We start from the raw sequence: 17,373 nt of genomic DNA on the forward strand, positions 1-17,373 counted from the left end.
AGGAGCCATGCCCGTCATCGGGCCGGACGACCCCCGGTACGCGGACTTCACGGCCGGGATCAACCAGCGCTACACCGCGAAGCCGTCCTCGGTGCATCTGCCGAGGAACACTTCGGAAGTCGCGTCGGCGGTTTCCGCTGCCGGAGGCCGGCTTGCGATCCGCAGCGGCGGCCACTGCTTCGAGGACTTCGTCCACCACGAAGAGGTGGCCGAGATCGTCGACCTCGGCTATCTGTCCGATGTGGACTTTGTGGACGGTGTTTTCTCCGTCGGCGCGGGGGCGCGGCTGCAGGACGTCTACGAAAAGCTGTACCGCGGCTGGGGGGTGACGATCCCCGGCGGCATCTGCTACTCGGTCGGCGCGGGAGGGCACGTCACCGGCGGGGGTTACGGGCTGCTGTCGCGGCGGGACGGCCTGACCGTCGACCACCTGTACGGCGTCGAGGTGGTGCTCGCCGACGGCCGGACGGTGGTCGTCACCCGCGATTCGACCGGCGCCGAGGCCGACCTGTTCTGGGCGCACACCGGCGGCGGGGGCGGCTCGTTCGGCGTGGTGACGCGGTTCCTGTTCGAGGCGCCGCTGGTGCGCCCGCCGGCCGAAGTGCTGGTCACGGCGTTGTCGGTGCCGTGGGCGGACCTCGACGAGCGGCGCTTCGCCCGGCTGCTCGGCGGGTACGCGCGCTGGCACCACGACCACCGCGCGCCGGACTCGCCGGGCGCGCCGCTGTCGAGCCTGCTGATGCTGAACCACCGTTGCAACGGGACGGTCGGCCTGGTGGCGCAGATCGACGCCGCCGCGCCGGCCGCGGCCCGCGTGCTGGACGAGCACCTCTCGGCCGTCCTCGGCGACCTGGTGCCGGCCGAGTTCGCGCGGGCCGGCGAGTTCGGCCCGATGCCGGGACTGGCACGCCCGCGGCGCCTGCCGTGGCTGCGCGCCACGCGGTTCCTCGGCACCAACACCCCGGTGCTGACCGACCCGACCCTGCGCGCCGAGCACAAGTCGGCGTACGTCCGGAGCACATTGCCGGACGCCCAGCTGCGCACGGCGTACGAGTTCCTGACCCGGCCGGACGTGACGAACCCGGAGACGATGCTGGTGGCGTTCTCCTACGGCGGCGCGATCTCGGCGGTCGACCCGGCGGCAACGGCGGTGGCCCAGCGCGACAGCACGTTCAAGCTGCTGTACCAGGCATTCTGGTCCACAGTGGACGCGGATGCGGCGAACATCGGTTGGGTGCGGGACTTCTACCGCACGATGTACGCGGGTACGGGCGGGGTGCCGGTGCCCGGCGAGGTGGTCGACGGCTGTTACGTCAATTATCCGGACGCGGACCTGTCCGACCCGGCTTGGAACACGTCCGGCGTCCCGTGGCACGACCTGTACTTCAAGGGCAATTACCGGCGGCTGCAACGGGCGAAGACGGCGTGGGATCCGGGTGAGGTCTTCCGGCATCGCCAGTCGATCCGCCCGGCGGCCGCGGGCGGCGTCAGCGAGGCCCGAACCAGTCGGTGAGCGCCTCCGGAAGCCCATCCGAGCCCGCCCAGGCGACATACCCGTCCGGCCGCAGCAGGATCGCGGGCGCACCCAGGTCTTCCCGGTGCTCGACCACGTCGACGCCGTCCTTCCACGGTGCCGGGGTGTCCGGAGCCCCAGGCCCGAGCAGCACCACCGGACGACCGGCGTGCAGCACTTCGGCCACCGTCCGCTCACCCAGCGGGAGGTTCCGCAAGAACTCGCCAGCCAAGCCGCGGCCGTCGCCGTAGCGGACGCCCTGGGCGCTGACTCGGTCGCTGATCAGCCGGTTTCCGTCCGAAGTGGACAGGAGGTCGGCGACCAGGTCGCGCAGGGGCTCGAACTCCGGGCCCGGCCGCATCAGCGCCGCCTGGGCCCGGGTGTTCGCGATCACCGCTTCGGCGACCGGGCGCCGCTCGTCGTGGTAAGTGTCGAGCAGCTTCTCCGGCGCCGTGCCCGCGACCACCATCGCGAGCTTCCAGCCGAGGTTGACCGCGTCCTGCAGGCCGAGGTTGAGGCCCTGCCCGCCGAGGGGCGCGTGCACGTGGGCGGCGTCGCCGGCGAGCAGGAGCCGGCCGGTGCGGTAGTGGTCGGCCAGCCGGGTGAAGTCGCTGAACCGGCCGAGGAACGCCGGGTCGGTCATCGGCACGTCGTGGCCGAGGATCCGCGACGCCGCCCCGCGCAGGTCGTCGAGCGTGGCCGGGGCGCCGCGCTCGGGCAGGGGCTCGGTGAACTCGTGCGTGAGGATCCGGCTGTGCCCGGCCGGGTTGACGTTGACCAGCGTCCAGCCGGTCGGCCCCTGCGTCCAGCCGCCGGGCACGCGCGCCGGGTCGCCGAGGCGGGCCAGGCCGAGGAGGCCGGCGAACGTGGCCGGGTGGGTGGTCCCGGTGATCCCGGCGGCCGCCCGGACCGTGCTGCGGGCGCCGTCGCAGCCGACGACGTAGGCCGCGGTCAGCTCGCCCCGGTCGGTGGTGACGGTGACGCTCCCGCCGTCGTCCCGCACCCCGGTGATCGTTCGACCCCGCAGGATTTCGACGCCGAGCGAGCGGGCCTTCGCCTCGAAGAACCGCTCGATGTCGGACTGCGCCTGGCCGATCATCGGCGCGCCTTCGAGTGCGGGTGACTCCAGGGTCAGCACCGGGCGGCCACCGAAGTGGAACGGGACTTCGACCATCGCGTGCGGGTTCCGCGGCGGCTGCGGCGCCGGGAGGTAGCCGCGGCGCAGAAACGTCTGCGCGGTGCGCGCGTGCAGCGTGCCCGCGCGCGGTTCGTCGTGGGTTTCGGTCAGCTTCTCGACGACGGTCGTGCGCACGCCGTGCCGGCCGAGCTCGGTGGCCAGCAGCATGCCGACCGGCCCGCCGCCGGCGACGATCACTCCGGGCATCTTTCCCTCCCTCGTCACGAGGTCGAAAGGTACGAGGTCGTAATGTCCGTCATTGTAGAGTACGGGGATGGAGCGTGACTTCGTCGACGACGTGCTGGACCAGTGGCGCGGCCAGCGCCCGGACCTCGACCCGGCCCCCCTGGCCGTGCTGGCCCGGCTGACCCGGATCGCGCGGCGGGTGACCCGGCGCCTCGACGACACGCTGAAGGACTACGGCCTGCTCCACGCGGACCTGGACATCCTCGGCACGCTGCGGCGCGCGGGGGAGCCGTACGAGCTGTCGCTGGCGGAGATCGCCCGCTGGATGCTGGCCGGCAACAGCACGATGACCAGCCGGCTCGACCGCCTGGTGGCGGCCGGGCTGGTCGACCGGCAGCAGAACCCGGCCAACCGCCGCACCGCGCTCGTGCGCCTCACCCCGGCGGGCCTGACGCTGGCCGACGAGGCGTTCACCGCGGAGCTGGCGACCCAGGAGGAGCTGGTCAGCGGCCTGAGCGGCCCGGACCGCCGGGAGCTGGCCGACCTGCTGCGCCGCCTCTGCCGCTCGATGGGCGAGGTCCCGGACTGAGCGTCACCAGGTCGGGCGCGCCGTGACTCCGCCGTCCACCACGAGGTCGTGGCCGGTGATCCACGACGCCAGCGGTGAAGCGAGGAAGAGACACGCGTTGCCGACGTCTTCGGGGGTGCCCAGCCGCCCGAGCGGCGCCGCGCGGTGCCAGCGTTCGACACCTTCAGGCCAGTCCCGGTCGAGCCCGGGGCGGCCGATCAGCCCGGGGGACACCGTGTTGACGCGGATCCCGCGCGGCCCGTACTCCAGCGCCGCGCCCCGGGCGTGCATCACCAGCGCCGCTTTCGCCGCGCTGTAGTGGACGTGCCCGGCCGCGGGCTGCCGGGCCTCGATCGAGGCGACGTGCGTGACGCTCCCGCCGTCGCGCATCAGCCGGGCCGCCGCCTGGGTGCAGGAGAAAGCGCTCGTCAGCGTCGCGTCGAGCATCGCCCGCCAGCGTTCGGCGGTCAGGTCCGTGAGGGCTTCGACCGGCTGGACGCCGGCGTTGTTGACCAGCGCGTCCAGCCGGCCACCCCACTCCGTGACGGCGTCGAGCAGCGCGTGGCAGGCGCGGTCGTCGGTGAGCTCCGCGGTGAACGCCTTCGCCCGGCCGCCCGCGGCTTCGATCGCCGCGACGACGTCGTCACCGGCCCCGGGACGGCGGTGGTGCACGGCGACGGCGCTCCCGGCCGCGGCGAACCGGAGCGCGATGCCACGGCCGATCGTGCCGGCCGCGCCGGTGACGCAGGTGGTCGTGCCGGACAGGTCGGGCGCGGTCGTCATCCCGGGATCGTTTCACCGCAACGCGTGTCGCGAGCATCCGGCACGTCGTAGGTTGGGGCCATGGCCAAAAAGTTCCCCGGGCTCCTGCAGGAGCAGATCCGGCACGAGTTCACCGCCGCCCAGCAGTACATCGCTCTCGCCGTCTGGTTCGACGCGCGCGACCTGCCGCGACTGGCCAAGCGCTTCTACCGGCAGGCGATCGAAGAGCGCAACCACGCGCTGGCGATGGTGCGGTACCTGCTCGACCGCGACCAGCCGGTGGTGATCCCGGGCAGCGGTGAGGTCCGCAACGACTTCTCGAGCGTGCACGAGGCGATCGAGCTGGCGCTGACCCAGGAGCGCACGGTCACCGCGGACATCGAGGCGATGGCGAAGGCCGCGCGCGCCGAGGAGGACTACCTCGGGGAGCAGTTCGTGGCGTGGTTCCTCACCGAGCAGGTGGAGGAGATCGCGCAGATGTCGACGCTGCTCACCGTGGTCGAGCGCGCCGGGGGCAACCTGTTCGAGGTCGAGAACCACCTGTACCGCGAGGCGGCGACGGCGGTCGAGGACGCGCCCGACATGCCGCCGGTCGCGGGCGGGAAGCTGTAGCGGTCACATCAGCGTGGTGAGCCGGATCGCGAGCCACAGCGTCTGGCTCAGCGGCGGTGACGGCCACGGCGGCGGTGCGGGCGAGGCCGCGCCCGGCGGGCCGTCCGGCGACGGGACGTGGCGAGCAGGGTGAGCGTTCGATCTACGCCTTTTGCCCGGAAACGGCGGAAGCGGCACACCCCCACGAGTGCCGCTTCCGCCGTCTTTTCAGTGGCAGAACGAGACTTCCGGATCACCCGGCCGGTCGAGCACCGGCCGCGGCTTCCCCCGGAGGTGCTGGTCGAAGAACGCGTTCACGTACGTCCGCGTGATCTCCTGCGTCCGGAGCGCCCCGGTCTTCGCCCCGAAGTCGGCGCCGAGCTCGTCACCGGCCAGCCCGACGTCGGTGAACGACGCGTGCTGCGTGCCCGCCACTTCGGCCCAGCGCTTCCAGCCGCTCAGCTGGGCCCAGTCCCGTTCCCACGGCTCGTTCCCCGGCGCGCAGGCCGTGGGCGCCGGCTGGTGGCTCACGAACATGAACGGCCGCGAAAGGGGCGCCGTGAGCCCCACCTCGGTGGTGCCGTCGATGTCCATCCCGGCCTTGATCCGCGGGTCGGCGACCATCGTGGGCAGGGTGCTCGCCCCGCCGACGGAGTGCCCGGCCATGCCGATCCGGGACGCGTCGACCAGCCCGGCCCACGCCGAGTGGGTCAACGAGTCCAGCACGAACGCCACGTCGGCCGCGCGGCCGTGCTCCAGCTTCTGCCAGAACGCGCTGTCGTGCGGCACTTCGCACGACGCGCAGCCGGCGAACCGGCCGTCGGGGAAGCTCGTCCCGGCGTTCTCGTAGGTGTGGCCGACCACCGCGACGGCATACCCGTGGCTGGCCAGGTCCTCGGCCAGCGCGGTGAGCGTCGCGCGGGGTTTGGTGTAGCCGGGCGAAAGCACGACCAGGGGCAGCCCGTGCCCGGCCGGCCGGGCGCCGGCCACGGAGTTCGTCACCATCGTCGTGAGCCAGTCCGGTGGCACGGCCAGGCCGCTGCCGGTCAGCAGGGCCGCGGACTCGGCGGCGGTCAGGTACGGCGTCTTCGGGCCCTTGGCCGACGCCGCCGGGTAGAACAGCGACACCATCAGCTCGCGGTAGGGCACCGACGGCACCCACGGGTCGGGCCGCGAGGTGTCCTTCAGGTACACCGCCGTGCTGCCGACCGGCCGGTCCCCGGTCGGCGCGGGCAGGTACGGCGTCGACGTCCGGGCGAAGCTGACCTCCGGGTACCGCGAAGACGGCTGGTCCAGCAGTGGCTGGGCCCGGCCGCGCAGGTGCTGGTCGAAGAACGCCCCGACGTACGCCGCGGTGATCGCCTGGCCGCGCGCGGCCGGGGTCGTCGCACCGAAGTCGAGGCCGAGCTGCTCACCCACCAAACCGATGTCGGTGAACGACGGGTGCGCCATGCCCGCCACGACGAGCCACCGCTTCCAGCCCGTCAGCTGCGCCCAGTCCCGTTGCCAGGTACCGGATTCCTGGCCGGTCCCGGGCGTGTACGTGTTCGCCCGGCCCAGGAACAGGAACGGCCGGTCGAGGCCCGGTGCGAGCAGCGGGACGTCCGTCGTGCCGTCGATGTCGATCCCCGCCTTGATCCGCGGGTCGGCCACCATCGCGCCGAGCGCGCTCGCCCCGCCGACCGAGTGCCCGGCCATGCCGATCCGGGACGCGTCGATCAGCGACGCCCACTTCGAGTGCGTCAGCGAGTCCAGCACGAACGACACGTCCGTGGCGCGCCCGCGTTGCAGCTTCGTCCAGAACGCGTCGTCGTAGTTGCCGCAGGCCGCGCAGCCGGTGACGTGGCCGTCGGGGAACGTCGTGGCGACGTTCTCGTAGGTGTGGTCGACCACGACGACCGCGGTGCCGTGGCTCGCCAGGTCCTCGGCGAGGGACGTCAGCTCGGCGCGGGGCCGCTTGAACCCGGGCGACAGCACGACCAGCGGCAGGTGGCGCCCGGCCGGCCGGGCGTCGACCACGGCGTCGGTGCGCACCGTCGTCAGCACCGCCGGGGGGATGCCGGTGATCCCGGCCTCCTCGAAGACGGCGGCCGCTTCGGTTTCCGTCATGAACTGCTTCTTCGGCCTCTGCGCCGAAACCGCCGGGTAGAACAGGGACACCATCAGCTCGCGGTAGGGCACGGTCGCGACCCACGGGTCCGGCCGCGAAGTGTCCTTGAGGTACAGGGAGGTCGTGCCCACCGGCTGGTCGCCGGTGGGTTTCGCCAGCGTGAGCGCCGGGGACGCCGAGGCGGTCGGCGCCGGCAGCGTGAAGGCCAGTGCCGTGACGCCCAGGAGGATCGTCTTCTTCATCCGGTGAACGTCACTTCCGGGTAGGCGGGTGAGGGCGCGGCCAGCAGTGGTTGCGGCCGGCCGCGCAGGTTCCGGTCGAAGAAAGCGCTTACGTAGTTCCGTGTGATCGTCAGCGCGCGTTCCCCCTGAATCGACGCGCCGAGGTCGACGCCCAGCTGGTCGGCGAGCACACCGAGGTCGGTGAACGACGCGTGCGCGGTGCCGGACACCATGAGCCAGCGCTTCCACCCGGTGAGGTGCGTCCAGTCGGTTTCCCAGTCGTCGTAGGGACCCGGCTGCCCCGGGGTGTACTCGTCCATGCTGCCCAGGAACAGGAACGGCCGCGCCAGCCCGGACGCCGGGAGCGGGACGTGGATGCTGCCGTCGATGTCGGCCCCGGCCCGGATGCGCGGGTCGGCCAGCATCGCCTGTGTCGTGATCGCGCCGCCCGCGGAGTGCCCGGTCATGCCGATCCGCCGCGGGTCGATCAGGGCGCCCCACTTCTTCGAGCGCAGCAGCGAGTCGAGCACGAACGACGTGTCCTTCGACCGCACCTGCGCGACCTTCTCCCAGATCCCTGGCTGGTCGTCGACCTCGCAGGCGGCGCAGCCGGTGACGTGGCCGTCGGGGAAGGTCGTGGCGCGGTTTTCGTAGGTGTGGTCGATCGCCGCGACGGCGTAGCCGCGGCTGGCGAGGTCTTCGGCCAGCGCGGTGAGCGTGGCCCGCGGCTGGGTCCAGCCCGGCGAGAGGACGACCAGCGGCAGGTCGTGCCACCGCCCGGCCGGTCTCGCGTCGACGACCGCGTTCGTCCGGACGGTGCTCAGGACGTCGAGCGGCAGCCCCGGGATGTTCTCCCGTTCGAGGTTGCGCTCGGACTCGAGCGGGGTCATGTACTGCTTCTTGGGCCCGTTCGCCGAGGTCGCCGGGTAGAAGACGGAGACCATCAGCTCCCGGTAGGGCACCGTCGGCACCCACGGGTCGGGGCGCGAAGTGTCCTTAAGGGACAGTGACGTGACACCGACGGGCTCGTGGCCGGTCGGCCGGGGCAGGTAGGGCGTCGTGGCCGCCGAAGCGGGTGACGCGGAGAGCGTGAGCGTCAAGGCGGTGGCTACCGCGAGAGTGCGCATGATTCCCCCAGGAACCGGGTCAGGACAGGTGACGGATGCGACGGAAGCAGAACCAGGTGAGCAGGGCGGTCATCGCGAGGAAGAGTGCGAGCTCGAGCCACTGCAACGGCCAGAACCGCGAGCCGGGCTGGTAGGTCAGGCGCTGCTGGTAGCCGTGGGTGCCCAGCTGGGCCATGCACTGTTCGAGGGAGCCGCGTTCCGGCGGGCCGCCACCCGGGCGCGGCAGGCAGTTCTGCACGAAGTCCGGCAGCGGCGAGGCCACGTTCCCGCTCGGGTCGACGGTCTCGTTGGCCAGCACCCACGCGCCGGCCGGGTTCCGCACGCCGATCTCCTGCACCCGGCCGGTTTCGTCGCCGGTGATGTTCGTGATGTCCTCGCCGACGATCGCGACCGTCAGCTGCTGCGGCGGCAGCAGGTACGGCCGCACGAAGTTCGGCACCAGGAGCAGCACGGCGGCGAGCACGACGAGCGTCACGGCCATGGCGGCCACCGTCCGCTTCAGCAGCATCCCGACCGCGACGCCGAGCGCGAGGGCGAAGGCCGCGTAGCCGATCGGGACGATGCCACGCGCGCCGAACACCACCGGCATGATGCGCGAGAGCATCCCGCGATCGGTCTGCTGGGCCGCCAGCGCGTCGATCGGGCTCGCCCACCACGACACCGCCCAGCCGAGCAGGCCGGCCGCGACCATCGCGGTCAGCATTCCGACCCCGAGCTTGGTGGTGAGCCACCGCTTGCGCGTGACGGTCTGGTTCCACACCAGGCTGTGCGTGCCACTCTCCAGCTCACGCGTGATCATCGGGACGCCCCAGAAGACGCCGATCACCGCGGGCAGCAGGTAGAGCACGAGGATCGTCCCGGCGAAGAGGGTGTCCTGGTCGGAGAAGCTCGTGCGGCCCACCAGCTCCGGCCCGGTGATCGCGAGCACGACGCCGATCACGACCAGCGCGGCGAACACGGACAACGCGGGCGTGCGGAACTGACGCCAGGTCAGCCAGGTCATCGGAGGACCTCCAGGGCGGGGCGGGCGGCGGCGGGGTTGCTCATGTACTCGAGGACGAGGTCCTCCAGGCCGATCTGCCCGACGGTCCACGCGGGGTCGAGGATCGGCGCCTCGGTGCGGACGAGCACGGTGGTCTGGCGGTCGGTGTGCTTCGCCGAGATGACGTGCTGGTCCGCCGGCAGCGTCTCGACGTCGCGGCGCGCCCCGGTCAGCCGGTGGTGGGTGGCGAGCAGCTCGTCGACGTCGCCGATCACCCGGACCTGGGACGCCACCAGCACCACGAGGTGGTCGCAGACGCGTTCGAGGTCGTTGACCAGGTGCGAGGACATCACCACGGACAGCCCGTGCTCGGCGACCGACTCCATGAGGTCCTGCAGGAACTCCCGGCGCGCCAGCGGGTCCAGCGCCGCGACCGGCTCGTCGAGCAGCAGCAGCTCGGGCCGTTTGGCGATGCCGAGGGTGAGCGCGAGCTGGGCGCGCTGGCCGCCGGACAGCTTCCCGGCGGCCTGCTTCGGGTCCAAGCCCAGCCGCTCGACCCGCTTGGTGGCGAGCGAGTCGTCCCAGCGCGGGTTGAGGTGCGCGCCGAGCCGCAGGTGCTCCTCGATGGTCAGTCCACTGTAGACAGGTGTGCTCTGGGCGACGTAACCGACTTTCGCCAGCTGCTCCGGCCCGCTGCCCGGCACCCCGCCGCACACCTCGATCGTGCCGGTGGTCGGCTCGAGCATGCCGGCGGCGATGTTCAGCAGGGTGGACTTGCCGGCGCCGTTGGGGCCGACGAGCCCGGTGACGTGCCCGGCCTCGATCTCGAGCGTGCAGCCGGTCAGCGCCTGCTTGCGCTTGTACTTCTTGCCCAGTCCCTGGGCGCGCAGGACGGTCACGCTATGTCCTCTCTGGCGGAGTCGCGAAACGTGGACATCAGCAGGGCCTCGATGCTCTCTTCGTCGAGACCGGCCTTGCGGGCCTTCGCCAGCCAGCGGCTCAGGTCCTGCCGCAACGGCCCGAGCGCCGCGAACGAGGCGCCCCCGTTCAGCGTCGCGGTCACGAACGTGCCGACCCCCGGCCGGGCCGACACGAGCCCGTCGTGTTCGAGCTCGCGGTAGGCCTTCAGCACGGTGTTGGGGTTGATCGCCAGGCCGGCGACCACGTCCTTGACCTTCGGGAGCTGGTCTCCCTTGCTCAGCAGGCCCAGCCGCAGCGCGTGCCGCACCTGCTGGACCAGCTGCTGGTACGGCGACAGGCCCGACCGGGCGTCGAGGTGGAACTCGATCATCGGCAACTCCATTTAACTAGGTGACTAGCACTATAGCTAAAGAGGGGAAGTCGGCGCCAGGGGTTCTTCGCGGCCGGAACCCGAACCGGGCTTTCCGCGAAGTACCCAGGGGCGGCCGGCGAGCTTTTCCGGCCGGCCTGCCAACCACACCACCTCCTCGCCCGTCTGGAGGGGTGATCGTTTCCCGACGAAAGGGTTCTTCGTGCGTCGTCTCACTGGGGGAGGTCTGGTGCGCGGCTTGGTCGTCGCGCTCGGGGCCTCATTGGCCGTCGCGGCCGGACCGGCGGTGGCTTCGGCTTCCGTCGACAGCGTTCCCACTCCGAAACTGAGCTGGACCGGCTGCGAAGACGGCTTCGAATGTTCCACGGCGAAGGTGCCGCTGGACTACGACCGGCCGTCCGGCGCGAAGATCGACCTCGCGCTGATCAAGCTGCCCGCCACCGATCCCACCCGCAAGATCGGCACGCTGTTCGTCAACTTCGGCGGCCCGGGCGCGTCCGGCCTGCAGCGGCTGCGCGAGCGCGGGAAGTGGCCGTGGCTGTTCTCCGACCAGCTGCGCGCGCGGTTCGACGTCGTGTCGTGGGACCCGCGCGGGATCGCCACCAGCACCGCCGTGCGCTGCTTCGGCACGCTGGCCGAGCAGGAGTCGTTCTTCGGGGCGTTCCCGGAGATGCCCGGCGACCCGAGTGGCAACGCGGCCTTCTACGCGAAGTCGAAGGAGCTGGCGGACCGCTGCACGGCGAACGCGGGCCCGATCCTCGAGCACGTCTCGACCGCGAACACCGCGCGGGACCTGGAACTGCTGCGCCGCGCGGTCGGCGACCAAAAGCTGACCTACCACGGCATTTCCTACGGGACGCAGCTCGGCGCCACCTACGCCAACCTGTTCCCGAACCGCGTCCGCGCCATGGTGTTCGACGGCACCATGGACTTCATCGGCAACGCCACCGGCCACGACGGCAGCGGTCGCAGTGTTCCGCTCGACACCCGGCAGGACGTCGCCACCGGGATTGCGCAGACGTTCGACCAGTTCCTGCGCCTGTGCACGGAAGCCGGGCCGAAGTGCGCGTTCTCTTCGGGTGACCCGAAGGCGAAGTGGGCGGCTTTGACGGCCCGGGCGAAGCAGGCCCCGATCGTCAGCGACGGCGAAACCTGGACGTACTCCGGGATCATCAACGCGGCGGGCGACCTGTCCGACTCGCGGGGCTGGCCGGACATCGCCTCGCTGCTGCAGCGGCTGTACGACGCACCCAAGACGGCCTCCGCGTTCAAGGCGGGCGAGCCCTACACGGCCAACCGCACCGAAGCCTTCAACGCGATCCAGTGCAGTGACAGCGATGTGCCGACCGACCCGGCGGTCTACAGCCGGTACGCGGAGTCGGAAGACCAGCGGGTGCCGTACTTCGGCCGGATCGCCGTGCTGGACATGATGAGCTGCGCGTTCTGGCAGGCGCACGACGCGGACCGGTACACGGGCCCGTGGAACCGCCCGACGTCGGCGGAGATCCTGGTGCTGAACAACCGCTACGACCCCTCGACGCCGCTGGCCGGCGCCCGGGACGGCGCGGCGGAGCTGGCCCGGGCGCGGGTGTTCGTCACCGAGGGGTACGGGCACTCGTCGATGTACGTGCCGAGCACGTGCACCGAGCAGGTGAAGCGGGACTACCTGATCTCGGGCGCCTTCCCGGCCGCCGGCAAGACCTGCGCGGTCGACGCCAGCCCGTTCGCCGCCTGAGCGGGGCGGTGGGCCGCGCCGGAACCCCCGGTGCGGCCCGCCGCCACGAACGCGTCACGCGGGTGCTGGACCGAAGCCAGCGACAGGATGTCGCGCCCGAAGACGGCCGCCGTCAGCCACACCGCGAGGACGCGGACCTTGCGTTCCCAGCTGGGCACCGCCAGCACGTGGTAACCGCGGTGCAGCAACCAAGCGGGGAAGCCCGTGACCACCAGCCGCCGGTACTGGAAGACGCCGCGGCCGAGGCCGAGCGTCGCGATCGCGCCCAGACTGTGGTGGACGTAGGGCTTCGGCGCGCGGCCGCGCAGGGTTGCGATGATGTTGCGGGCCAGCAGTTTTCCCTGCCGGTACGCGTGCTGGGCGTTGGGCACGGTGCGTGCGCCCGGGACCGGCGAGGCGAGGTCGGGCACCGCGGCGTCGTCCCCGGCCGCCCAGGCGTCCGGCACGGGCTCGGCTTCGGTGCCGACACGCAGGTCCGGCCGCACGACGACCAGGCCGCGCTCGTCGACCGGGAGGTCGGTGTGCCGGCCGACCACCGGGTTGGCGCCGTTGCCCGCGGTCCAGACGATCAGCTCCGAGTCGAACTCCTCCCCGGTCGAGAGCGTCACGTGCCCGTTCGCCGCCGACGTCACCAGTGTGTCCAGGTGGACGTGCGCGCCCCGCCGCTGCAGCTCCCGCACGACCCAGCGGCCCGGGCGGTCGGTGACCTCGGGCAGGATGCGGCCCGACGCCTCGACGAGGTGGAAGCGCAGCTCGTCGCGGTGCAGCTCCGGGTAGCGCTTGAGCAGCGCCGTCGCCAGTGACAGCAGCTCGCCGAAGCCCTCGACCCCCGAGAAGCCGCCGCCGACGAAGGTGACCGTGAGCAGCTTCCGGCGGTGCGCGCCGGCCGGGAGGGTCGCGGCGCGGTCGAACGCGGTGAGCAGCCGGTCCCGGATCGTGACGGCCTCTTCGACGTGCTTGAGGCCGATCGCCTGCTCGGCGATCCCGGGCACGGGCAGCGTCCGAGTGACCGCGCCGGCGGTGACCACGATCAGCTCGTACCCGAGTTCGAACGTCTCGCCGTCGGCGGGCCGCACGGTGACGACGCGGTGCGCGTGGTCGACGGCGGTCACCGTCCCCGCGACGATCCGCGTCCGGCGCAGGTGCCGCCGCAGCGACACCGCGGCGTGCCGGGCTTCGACCGCGCCGGCCACGACCTCGGGCAGGAACGGCTGGTAGGTGAGGTAGGGGCGGGGGTCGACGAGGGTGACCTCGGCCTCGCCGCGCCGCAGCTTCTTCTCGAGCTTCCACGCGGCGTAGAAGCCCGCGTAACCACCACCGACGATCAGGATCCGGCGCATCTTGTCCTCTTTTCTCGCGTCACCCCCTGGACGAGGCGCCCGGCCCGGCCGTGACGAGTGCGCGAGGTTCCCTCCGTCACACCGGGGGAGGCGGCCCGGCCGGCGGTTAGGGGACGCCGACCGGGCCGTTCGTCAGCCGGGCGGCGAGGCCGTCTGCCGGTGACGTCGGCACCACGCGGACGGTCCGTGACCGGTTGAGCCCGGGGCGGAACGACCCCCCGAACGCACCAACGCCCGGTGGGGTGAGCCCGGCTTGACAGCGGGACCTCCCGTCTCGCAGTATGCGAACAAGTGTTCGATGAAATGGTTCGCCGGTGTCTCCGGTACGAGTACGTGGTGCTGGAGGTGGGTGGTGATGGCGGTGCCCGAGGCGGTGGCCGGACTGACGGCGATCCCGGGGGTGAGCACGGCCGCGCAGCTGCGCGGACCGGCCCCGGCCGCCGAGGACGTGCTGGCGGTGTCCCCGGTGCTGGCCCGCCTCCTCCCGGGCGGCGGCCTGCGCCGCGGCACGACGGTGGCGGTCCGCGGCGCGACATCCCTGGTGCTGGCCCTGCTGGCATCGGCGACCCGCGACGGCTCCTGGGCGGCGGTGACCGGGCTGCCGGAGCTCGGCCTGGCCGCGGCGGCGGAGCTGGGGGTGCACCTGGACCGCGTCGCCCTGGTGCCCCACCCCGGCGCGGAGCTGGCCGCCGTGACCTCGGCACTGGTGGACGGCTTCGACCTGGTGGTCCTCGGCCCGGCCCTGGTGGGCGAGGTCCGGCCGCAGCTGGCCCGCCGCCTGGCGGGCCGGGTCCGCAACCGCGGAACGGTCCTGCTGGCGGCGGGAGCGTGGCCGGGCGCGGACGTGGAGCTGAGAGTTTCCGGCCGCCGCTGGCAGGGCCTGACCCCGGACGGCCACGGGCACCTGCGGAGCCGGGAAGTGCTGGCGACCAGCCGAGGCCGGGGAGCGGCGGCTCGTCCGTCGTCGGCACGGCTGCAGCTGCCGGGTCTGGACGGCGGGATCGCGGGTGCCGCGGACCGGCGGCTGGCCGGGGTGGCGGGGTGAGCGTAGGACCTCGGGCGCGTGAGGTGGCCGAGGCGTGTGCGGCTGTAGGTGCCGGGTTCGGAGGGCGGGATCGCGGGTGCTGCGGGCCGGCGGCTGGCCGGGCGCGTGGGGTGGCCGAGGTGTGTGCGGCTGTAGGTGCCGGGTCCGGAGGGTGGGATCGCGGGCGCTGCGGACCGGCGGCTGGCCGGGCGCGTGGGGTGGCCGAGGTGTGTGCGGCCGCAGGTGCCGGGTCCGGAGGGCGGGATCGCGGCCGCTGCGGGCCGGCGGCTGGCCGGGCGCGCGAAGCGACCGAGGCGTGCGCGGCTTTCGCCTCCGCCACCAGGGTTTTCCGGTTGGTCTCGGCGATCGTGTCCATGGCGTCGGCCGTCGCGGTGAGGGTGGTCGCGGTCCACGTGCCCGAGATCGTGACGTTCGCCGTCGTGCCGCTGCGATCGGTCCGCACGCCCGAAGCGCGACCTCGGCGAAGCCCCGCGACGATCCACCGGCGGGCCGAACCGGCATGACCGACGCACCACGGCTGCTGGTGCTGTGGTGTCCCGACTGGCCGGTCGTCGCCGCCGGTGCGGCCGCCGGTACGCCGCCGCTTGCTCCCGCCGCCGTTTTCTCCGCCAACCGGGTTGTCGCCTGCTCCGCCGGCGCCCGCCGCGGTGGGGTCGGGCGGGGGATGCGCCGGCGGGACGCGCAGTCCCGGTGCCCCGAACTCGTTGTGCACCAACACGATCCGGACCGCGACGCCCGGCTGTTCGAGCCCGTCGCCGCCGCCGTCGAGGCTCAGGCCGTCGGGGTCGAGGTGGTGCGGCCCGGGATCGTCGCCGTTCCCGTCGCCGGCGCCGCCCAGTACTTCGGGGGCGAAGCCGCCCTCGCCGAGCTGCTCGTCGACGAAGTCAGCGCGCGGGCCGGTGTCGAGTGCCAGATCGGGATCGCCGACGGGTTGTTCGCCGCGACCCTCGCCGCGCGGCGGTCCGCCCTCGTGCCCGAGGGTGGAACGAGGGACTTCCTCGCGCCCCTCGCCGTCACCGAGCTGGACCAGCCGGGGGAGGACCGCGGTGAACTCGTCGGGCTGCTCCGGCGGCTCGGCCTGCGCACCCTCGGCGCCTTCGCCGCGTTGACCGAACGCGACGTCGCCGGCCGCTTCCCGCGGGACGCCATCGTCGCCCACCGCCTCGCGCGCGGCCTGTCCGAACGGCCGCCCGTGCGCCGCGCCCTGCCGCCGGACCTCACGGTCACCGAAGACTTCGAGGACCCGCTGGCGCGCGTCGACGAAGCCGCGTTCGTCGCCAAAACCCTCGGCGAGCGCTTCTTCGCCGGACTCGCCCGCCACGGCCTCGCGTGCACCCGGCTCGCGATCACCGCCCTCACCGAAGCCGGCGAGGAACGCGTCCGCGTCTGGCGTTGCGCCGAGCCCCTCACCGCCCGCACGACGGCGGACCGCGTGCGCTGGCAGTGCGAAGGCTGGCTCACCGAACGCGACCGGCCCAGCGCCGGCATCGTCCGGCTGCGCCTCGACCCCGAGGAAGTCGTCGGCGGGCAGGCGCTCCAGCTACAGCTCGGCTCGATGGGCCGCGACGCCGACGCCGCCGAACGCGCCGGGCGGGCCCTGGTCCGGATCCAGGGCCTGCTGGGCCCGGACGCGGTGGTGACGCCGTTGCTCGACGGCGGCCGCGGCCCGGCCGAGCGCGTCCGGCTCGTCCCGTGGGGCGAACCGCGCCGCCCCGCCACCGAAGACCGGCCGTGGCCGGGACGGCTGCCCGCGCCGTCACCTTCGCTGGTGCCACCGCGGCCGCCCGCGGCGAAGGTGCTCGACGCCGTCGGTGACGTCGTCCGCTGCACCGCGCGCGGCGAGCTCACCTACCCGCCGGTGACCGTGAGTGTCGACGGCGGCCCGCCGAGACGGGTCCTCGGCGCGGCCGGCCCGTGGATCGTCCACCCGGCGGTCGTGCGGGTCCAGGTGGTGCTGGAGGGTGCGGAAGACGACATCGCCCTGCTGCTCAAAGGAACCGTCGGCGATGCTCCACAGTGGACTGTCGAAGGGGTCTACGACTGACCGGCGGTGAGCTGCTCGCGGAGGATGTCACCGTGGCCCGCGTGCCGCGCGAAGTCCTCGATCGCGAGCAAGTAGATGAACCGCAGGTTGACGTCGCCGAGGTGGGGATGGGTCCGGACGTCGTCGAGGCCGAACCCGGCCGCGAGAGACCGGGAACGCGCACTGGCCCGCTCGAACTCGGCGATCACCTCGGCCAGTGTTTCGCCGTCGCCGACCAGGAAACTGGGGTCACCGCCGGTCGTGCCGCCGTCACACTCGCTCTTGGGCACCCCCGCGAGGATGTGGTGGAACCAGATCCGTTCGGCGACGGCGGCGTGCTTGAGCAGCGCGATCGGCGTGGTCAGGGACGCCACCAGACGACGGCGGGCGTCCACTTCGGACAGACCGCGCACGGTGGCGACCAGCTCGGCGCGGTTGCGGTCGAGGGTGCGTTCGAGCAGGTGGCGTTCGCTTCCGGTGGTGGTCTGCGGGATGGACCAAGGCATGACAGGGCTCGATTCTCGTGAGGAGGGCAGAGTTGCGCGCGGAGTGCGCTGACCGGTGGTGGTTCGCAAGAGCGACGAGGTCCGGGAACTCACGGACCCGCGCAGGCGATGGCCAGACCTTACCGCAGGGCCGATCGTCGTGGCAACGAGTAACCGGTGAAGTTTGCTTTGACAGGTTACGGCGACGCGGCTAACC

General features: G+C 72.7%; 15 protein-coding genes. 6 read left to right on the forward strand and 9 right to left on the reverse strand.

Annotated features, from left to right (window positions below; genetic code table 11):
- Positions 1 to 7 precede the first annotated feature (7 nt).
- Complete coding sequence (locus ACZ63J_RS29235) at positions 8 to 1,513, forward strand: FAD-binding oxidoreductase (protein ID WP_465401063.1); 1,506 nt, start codon at positions 8 to 10, stop codon at positions 1,511 to 1,513.
- On the opposite strand, the gene ACZ63J_RS29240 is transcribed toward ACZ63J_RS29235, so the two are convergent.
- Positions 1,488 to 2,897 (reverse strand): FAD-dependent monooxygenase, encoded by a 1,410-nt coding sequence (locus tag ACZ63J_RS29240; protein WP_465401064.1) that lies wholly within the window; start codon positions 2,895 to 2,897, stop codon positions 1,488 to 1,490. The two genes, ACZ63J_RS29235 and ACZ63J_RS29240, sit on opposite strands and share 26 nt — an antisense overlap.
- A 67-nt stretch (positions 2,898 to 2,964) precedes the next feature.
- Here ACZ63J_RS29240 and ACZ63J_RS29245 point away from each other — a divergent pair, with 67 nt between their 5' ends.
- On the forward strand, positions 2,965 to 3,465 hold the full coding sequence (locus ACZ63J_RS29245; protein ID WP_465401065.1) for a MarR family winged helix-turn-helix transcriptional regulator: 501 nt from the start codon (positions 2,965 to 2,967) through the stop codon (positions 3,463 to 3,465).
- Positions 3,466 to 3,468: 3 nt separating this feature from the next.
- Here the strand turns inward: ACZ63J_RS29245 and ACZ63J_RS29250 are convergent, their stop codons facing one another.
- Entirely contained in the window at positions 3,469 to 4,227 is a 759-nt protein-coding gene (locus ACZ63J_RS29250) for an SDR family NAD(P)-dependent oxidoreductase (RefSeq protein ID WP_465401066.1), read from the reverse strand.
- 60 nt (positions 4,228 to 4,287) lie between these two features.
- Here ACZ63J_RS29250 and ACZ63J_RS29255 point away from each other — a divergent pair, with 60 nt between their 5' ends.
- Entirely contained in the window at positions 4,288 to 4,818 is a 531-nt protein-coding gene (locus tag ACZ63J_RS29255) for a ferritin (protein ID WP_465401067.1), read from the forward strand.
- A 207-nt stretch (positions 4,819 to 5,025) separates the two neighbouring features.
- On the opposite strand, the gene ACZ63J_RS29260 is transcribed toward ACZ63J_RS29255, so the two are convergent.
- Genes ACZ63J_RS29260 through ACZ63J_RS29280 form a run of 5 tightly spaced genes read right to left on the reverse strand, consistent with a single transcriptional unit; the run spans position 5,026 to position 10,528 of the window.
- On the reverse strand, positions 5,026 to 7,149 hold the full coding sequence (locus ACZ63J_RS29260) for an alpha/beta hydrolase family protein (RefSeq protein WP_465401068.1): 2,124 nt from the start codon (positions 7,147 to 7,149) through the stop codon (positions 5,026 to 5,028).
- Positions 7,146 to 8,255, reverse strand: coding sequence for an alpha/beta hydrolase family protein (locus ACZ63J_RS29265; protein WP_465401069.1), 1,110 nt, complete (start codon positions 8,253 to 8,255; stop codon positions 7,146 to 7,148). The genes ACZ63J_RS29260 and ACZ63J_RS29265 overlap by 4 nt, the downstream gene beginning before the upstream one ends.
- A 19-nt stretch (positions 8,256 to 8,274) precedes the next feature.
- Positions 8,275 to 9,258: a transporter gene (locus ACZ63J_RS29270; protein WP_465401070.1), complete on the reverse strand. Its 984-nt coding sequence runs from the start codon at positions 9,256 to 9,258 to the stop codon at positions 8,275 to 8,277.
- Entirely contained in the window at positions 9,255 to 10,136 is an 882-nt protein-coding gene (locus ACZ63J_RS29275) for an ABC transporter ATP-binding protein (RefSeq protein ID WP_465303601.1), read from the reverse strand. The genes ACZ63J_RS29270 and ACZ63J_RS29275 overlap by 4 nt, the downstream gene beginning before the upstream one ends.
- A complete protein-coding gene (locus tag ACZ63J_RS29280; RefSeq protein WP_465401071.1) occupies positions 10,133 to 10,528 on the reverse strand; it encodes a GntR family transcriptional regulator in 396 nt (131 codons plus the stop codon). The genes ACZ63J_RS29275 and ACZ63J_RS29280 overlap by 4 nt, the downstream gene beginning before the upstream one ends.
- A 229-nt stretch (positions 10,529 to 10,757) precedes the next feature.
- Here ACZ63J_RS29280 and ACZ63J_RS29285 point away from each other — a divergent pair, with 229 nt between their 5' ends.
- Entirely contained in the window at positions 10,758 to 12,263 is a 1,506-nt protein-coding gene (locus ACZ63J_RS29285) for an alpha/beta fold hydrolase (protein ID WP_465401072.1), read from the forward strand.
- Here ACZ63J_RS29285 and ACZ63J_RS29290 read toward each other — a convergent pair.
- The gene (locus tag ACZ63J_RS29290) at positions 12,191 to 13,603 is read right to left on the reverse strand and encodes an NAD(P)/FAD-dependent oxidoreductase (RefSeq protein WP_465401073.1); all 1,413 of its coding nucleotides are present in this window, start codon (positions 13,601 to 13,603) and stop codon (positions 12,191 to 12,193) included. The genes ACZ63J_RS29285 and ACZ63J_RS29290 overlap by 73 nt on opposite strands.
- 355 nt (positions 13,604 to 13,958) lie before the next feature.
- On the opposite strand from ACZ63J_RS29290, the gene ACZ63J_RS29295 reads away from it, so the two are divergent.
- Together ACZ63J_RS29295 and ACZ63J_RS29300 are read left to right on the forward strand one after the other, a co-directional pair.
- Positions 13,959 to 14,648 (forward strand): hypothetical protein, encoded by a 690-nt coding sequence (locus ACZ63J_RS29295; RefSeq protein ID WP_465401074.1) that lies wholly within the window; start codon positions 13,959 to 13,961, stop codon positions 14,646 to 14,648.
- A 499-nt stretch (positions 14,649 to 15,147) separates the two neighbouring features.
- On the forward strand, positions 15,148 to 16,692 hold the full coding sequence (locus tag ACZ63J_RS29300) for a DNA polymerase Y family protein (protein ID WP_465401075.1): 1,545 nt from the start codon (positions 15,148 to 15,150) through the stop codon (positions 16,690 to 16,692).
- On the opposite strand, the gene ACZ63J_RS29305 is transcribed toward ACZ63J_RS29300, so the two are convergent.
- Entirely contained in the window at positions 16,683 to 17,177 is a 495-nt protein-coding gene (locus ACZ63J_RS29305; RefSeq protein WP_465401076.1) for a DinB family protein, read from the reverse strand. The genes ACZ63J_RS29300 and ACZ63J_RS29305 overlap by 10 nt on opposite strands.
- Between the last annotated feature and the right edge of the window lie 196 nt (positions 17,178 to 17,373).

The organism is Amycolatopsis sp. NPDC104863, assembly GCF_055582965.1.

Excerpts from the sequence above, each read along its gene's own strand:
- ACZ63J_RS29290 (WP_465401073.1), bottom strand. The coding sequence starts at position 13,603 with ATGCGCCGGATCCTGATCGTCGGTGGTGGTTACGCGGGCTTCTACGCC.
- ACZ63J_RS29260 (WP_465401068.1), bottom strand. The coding sequence starts at position 7,149 with ATGAAGAAGACGATCCTCCTGGGCGTCACGGCACTGGCCTTCACGCTG.
- ACZ63J_RS29240 (WP_465401064.1), bottom strand. The coding sequence starts at position 2,897 with ATGCCCGGAGTGATCGTCGCCGGCGGCGGGCCGGTCGGCATGCTGCTG.
- ACZ63J_RS29295 (WP_465401074.1), top strand. The coding sequence starts at position 13,959 with ATGGCGGTGCCCGAGGCGGTGGCCGGACTGACGGCGATCCCGGGGGTG.
- ACZ63J_RS29265 (WP_465401069.1), bottom strand. The coding sequence starts at position 8,255 with ATGCGCACTCTCGCGGTAGCCACCGCCTTGACGCTCACGCTCTCCGCG.
- ACZ63J_RS29270 (WP_465401070.1), bottom strand. The coding sequence starts at position 9,258 with ATGACCTGGCTGACCTGGCGTCAGTTCCGCACGCCCGCGTTGTCCGTG.
- ACZ63J_RS29300 (WP_465401075.1), top strand. The coding sequence starts at position 15,148 with ATGACCGACGCACCACGGCTGCTGGTGCTGTGGTGTCCCGACTGGCCG.
- ACZ63J_RS29305 (WP_465401076.1), bottom strand. The coding sequence starts at position 17,177 with ATGCCTTGGTCCATCCCGCAGACCACCACCGGAAGCGAACGCCACCTG.
- ACZ63J_RS29245 (WP_465401065.1), top strand. The coding sequence starts at position 2,965 with ATGGAGCGTGACTTCGTCGACGACGTGCTGGACCAGTGGCGCGGCCAG.
- ACZ63J_RS29235 (WP_465401063.1), top strand. The coding sequence starts at position 8 with ATGCCCGTCATCGGGCCGGACGACCCCCGGTACGCGGACTTCACGGCC.
- ACZ63J_RS29280 (WP_465401071.1), bottom strand. The coding sequence starts at position 10,528 with ATGATCGAGTTCCACCTCGACGCCCGGTCGGGCCTGTCGCCGTACCAG.
- ACZ63J_RS29250 (WP_465401066.1), bottom strand. The coding sequence starts at position 4,227 with ATGACGACCGCGCCCGACCTGTCCGGCACGACCACCTGCGTCACCGGC.
- ACZ63J_RS29255 (WP_465401067.1), top strand. The coding sequence starts at position 4,288 with ATGGCCAAAAAGTTCCCCGGGCTCCTGCAGGAGCAGATCCGGCACGAG.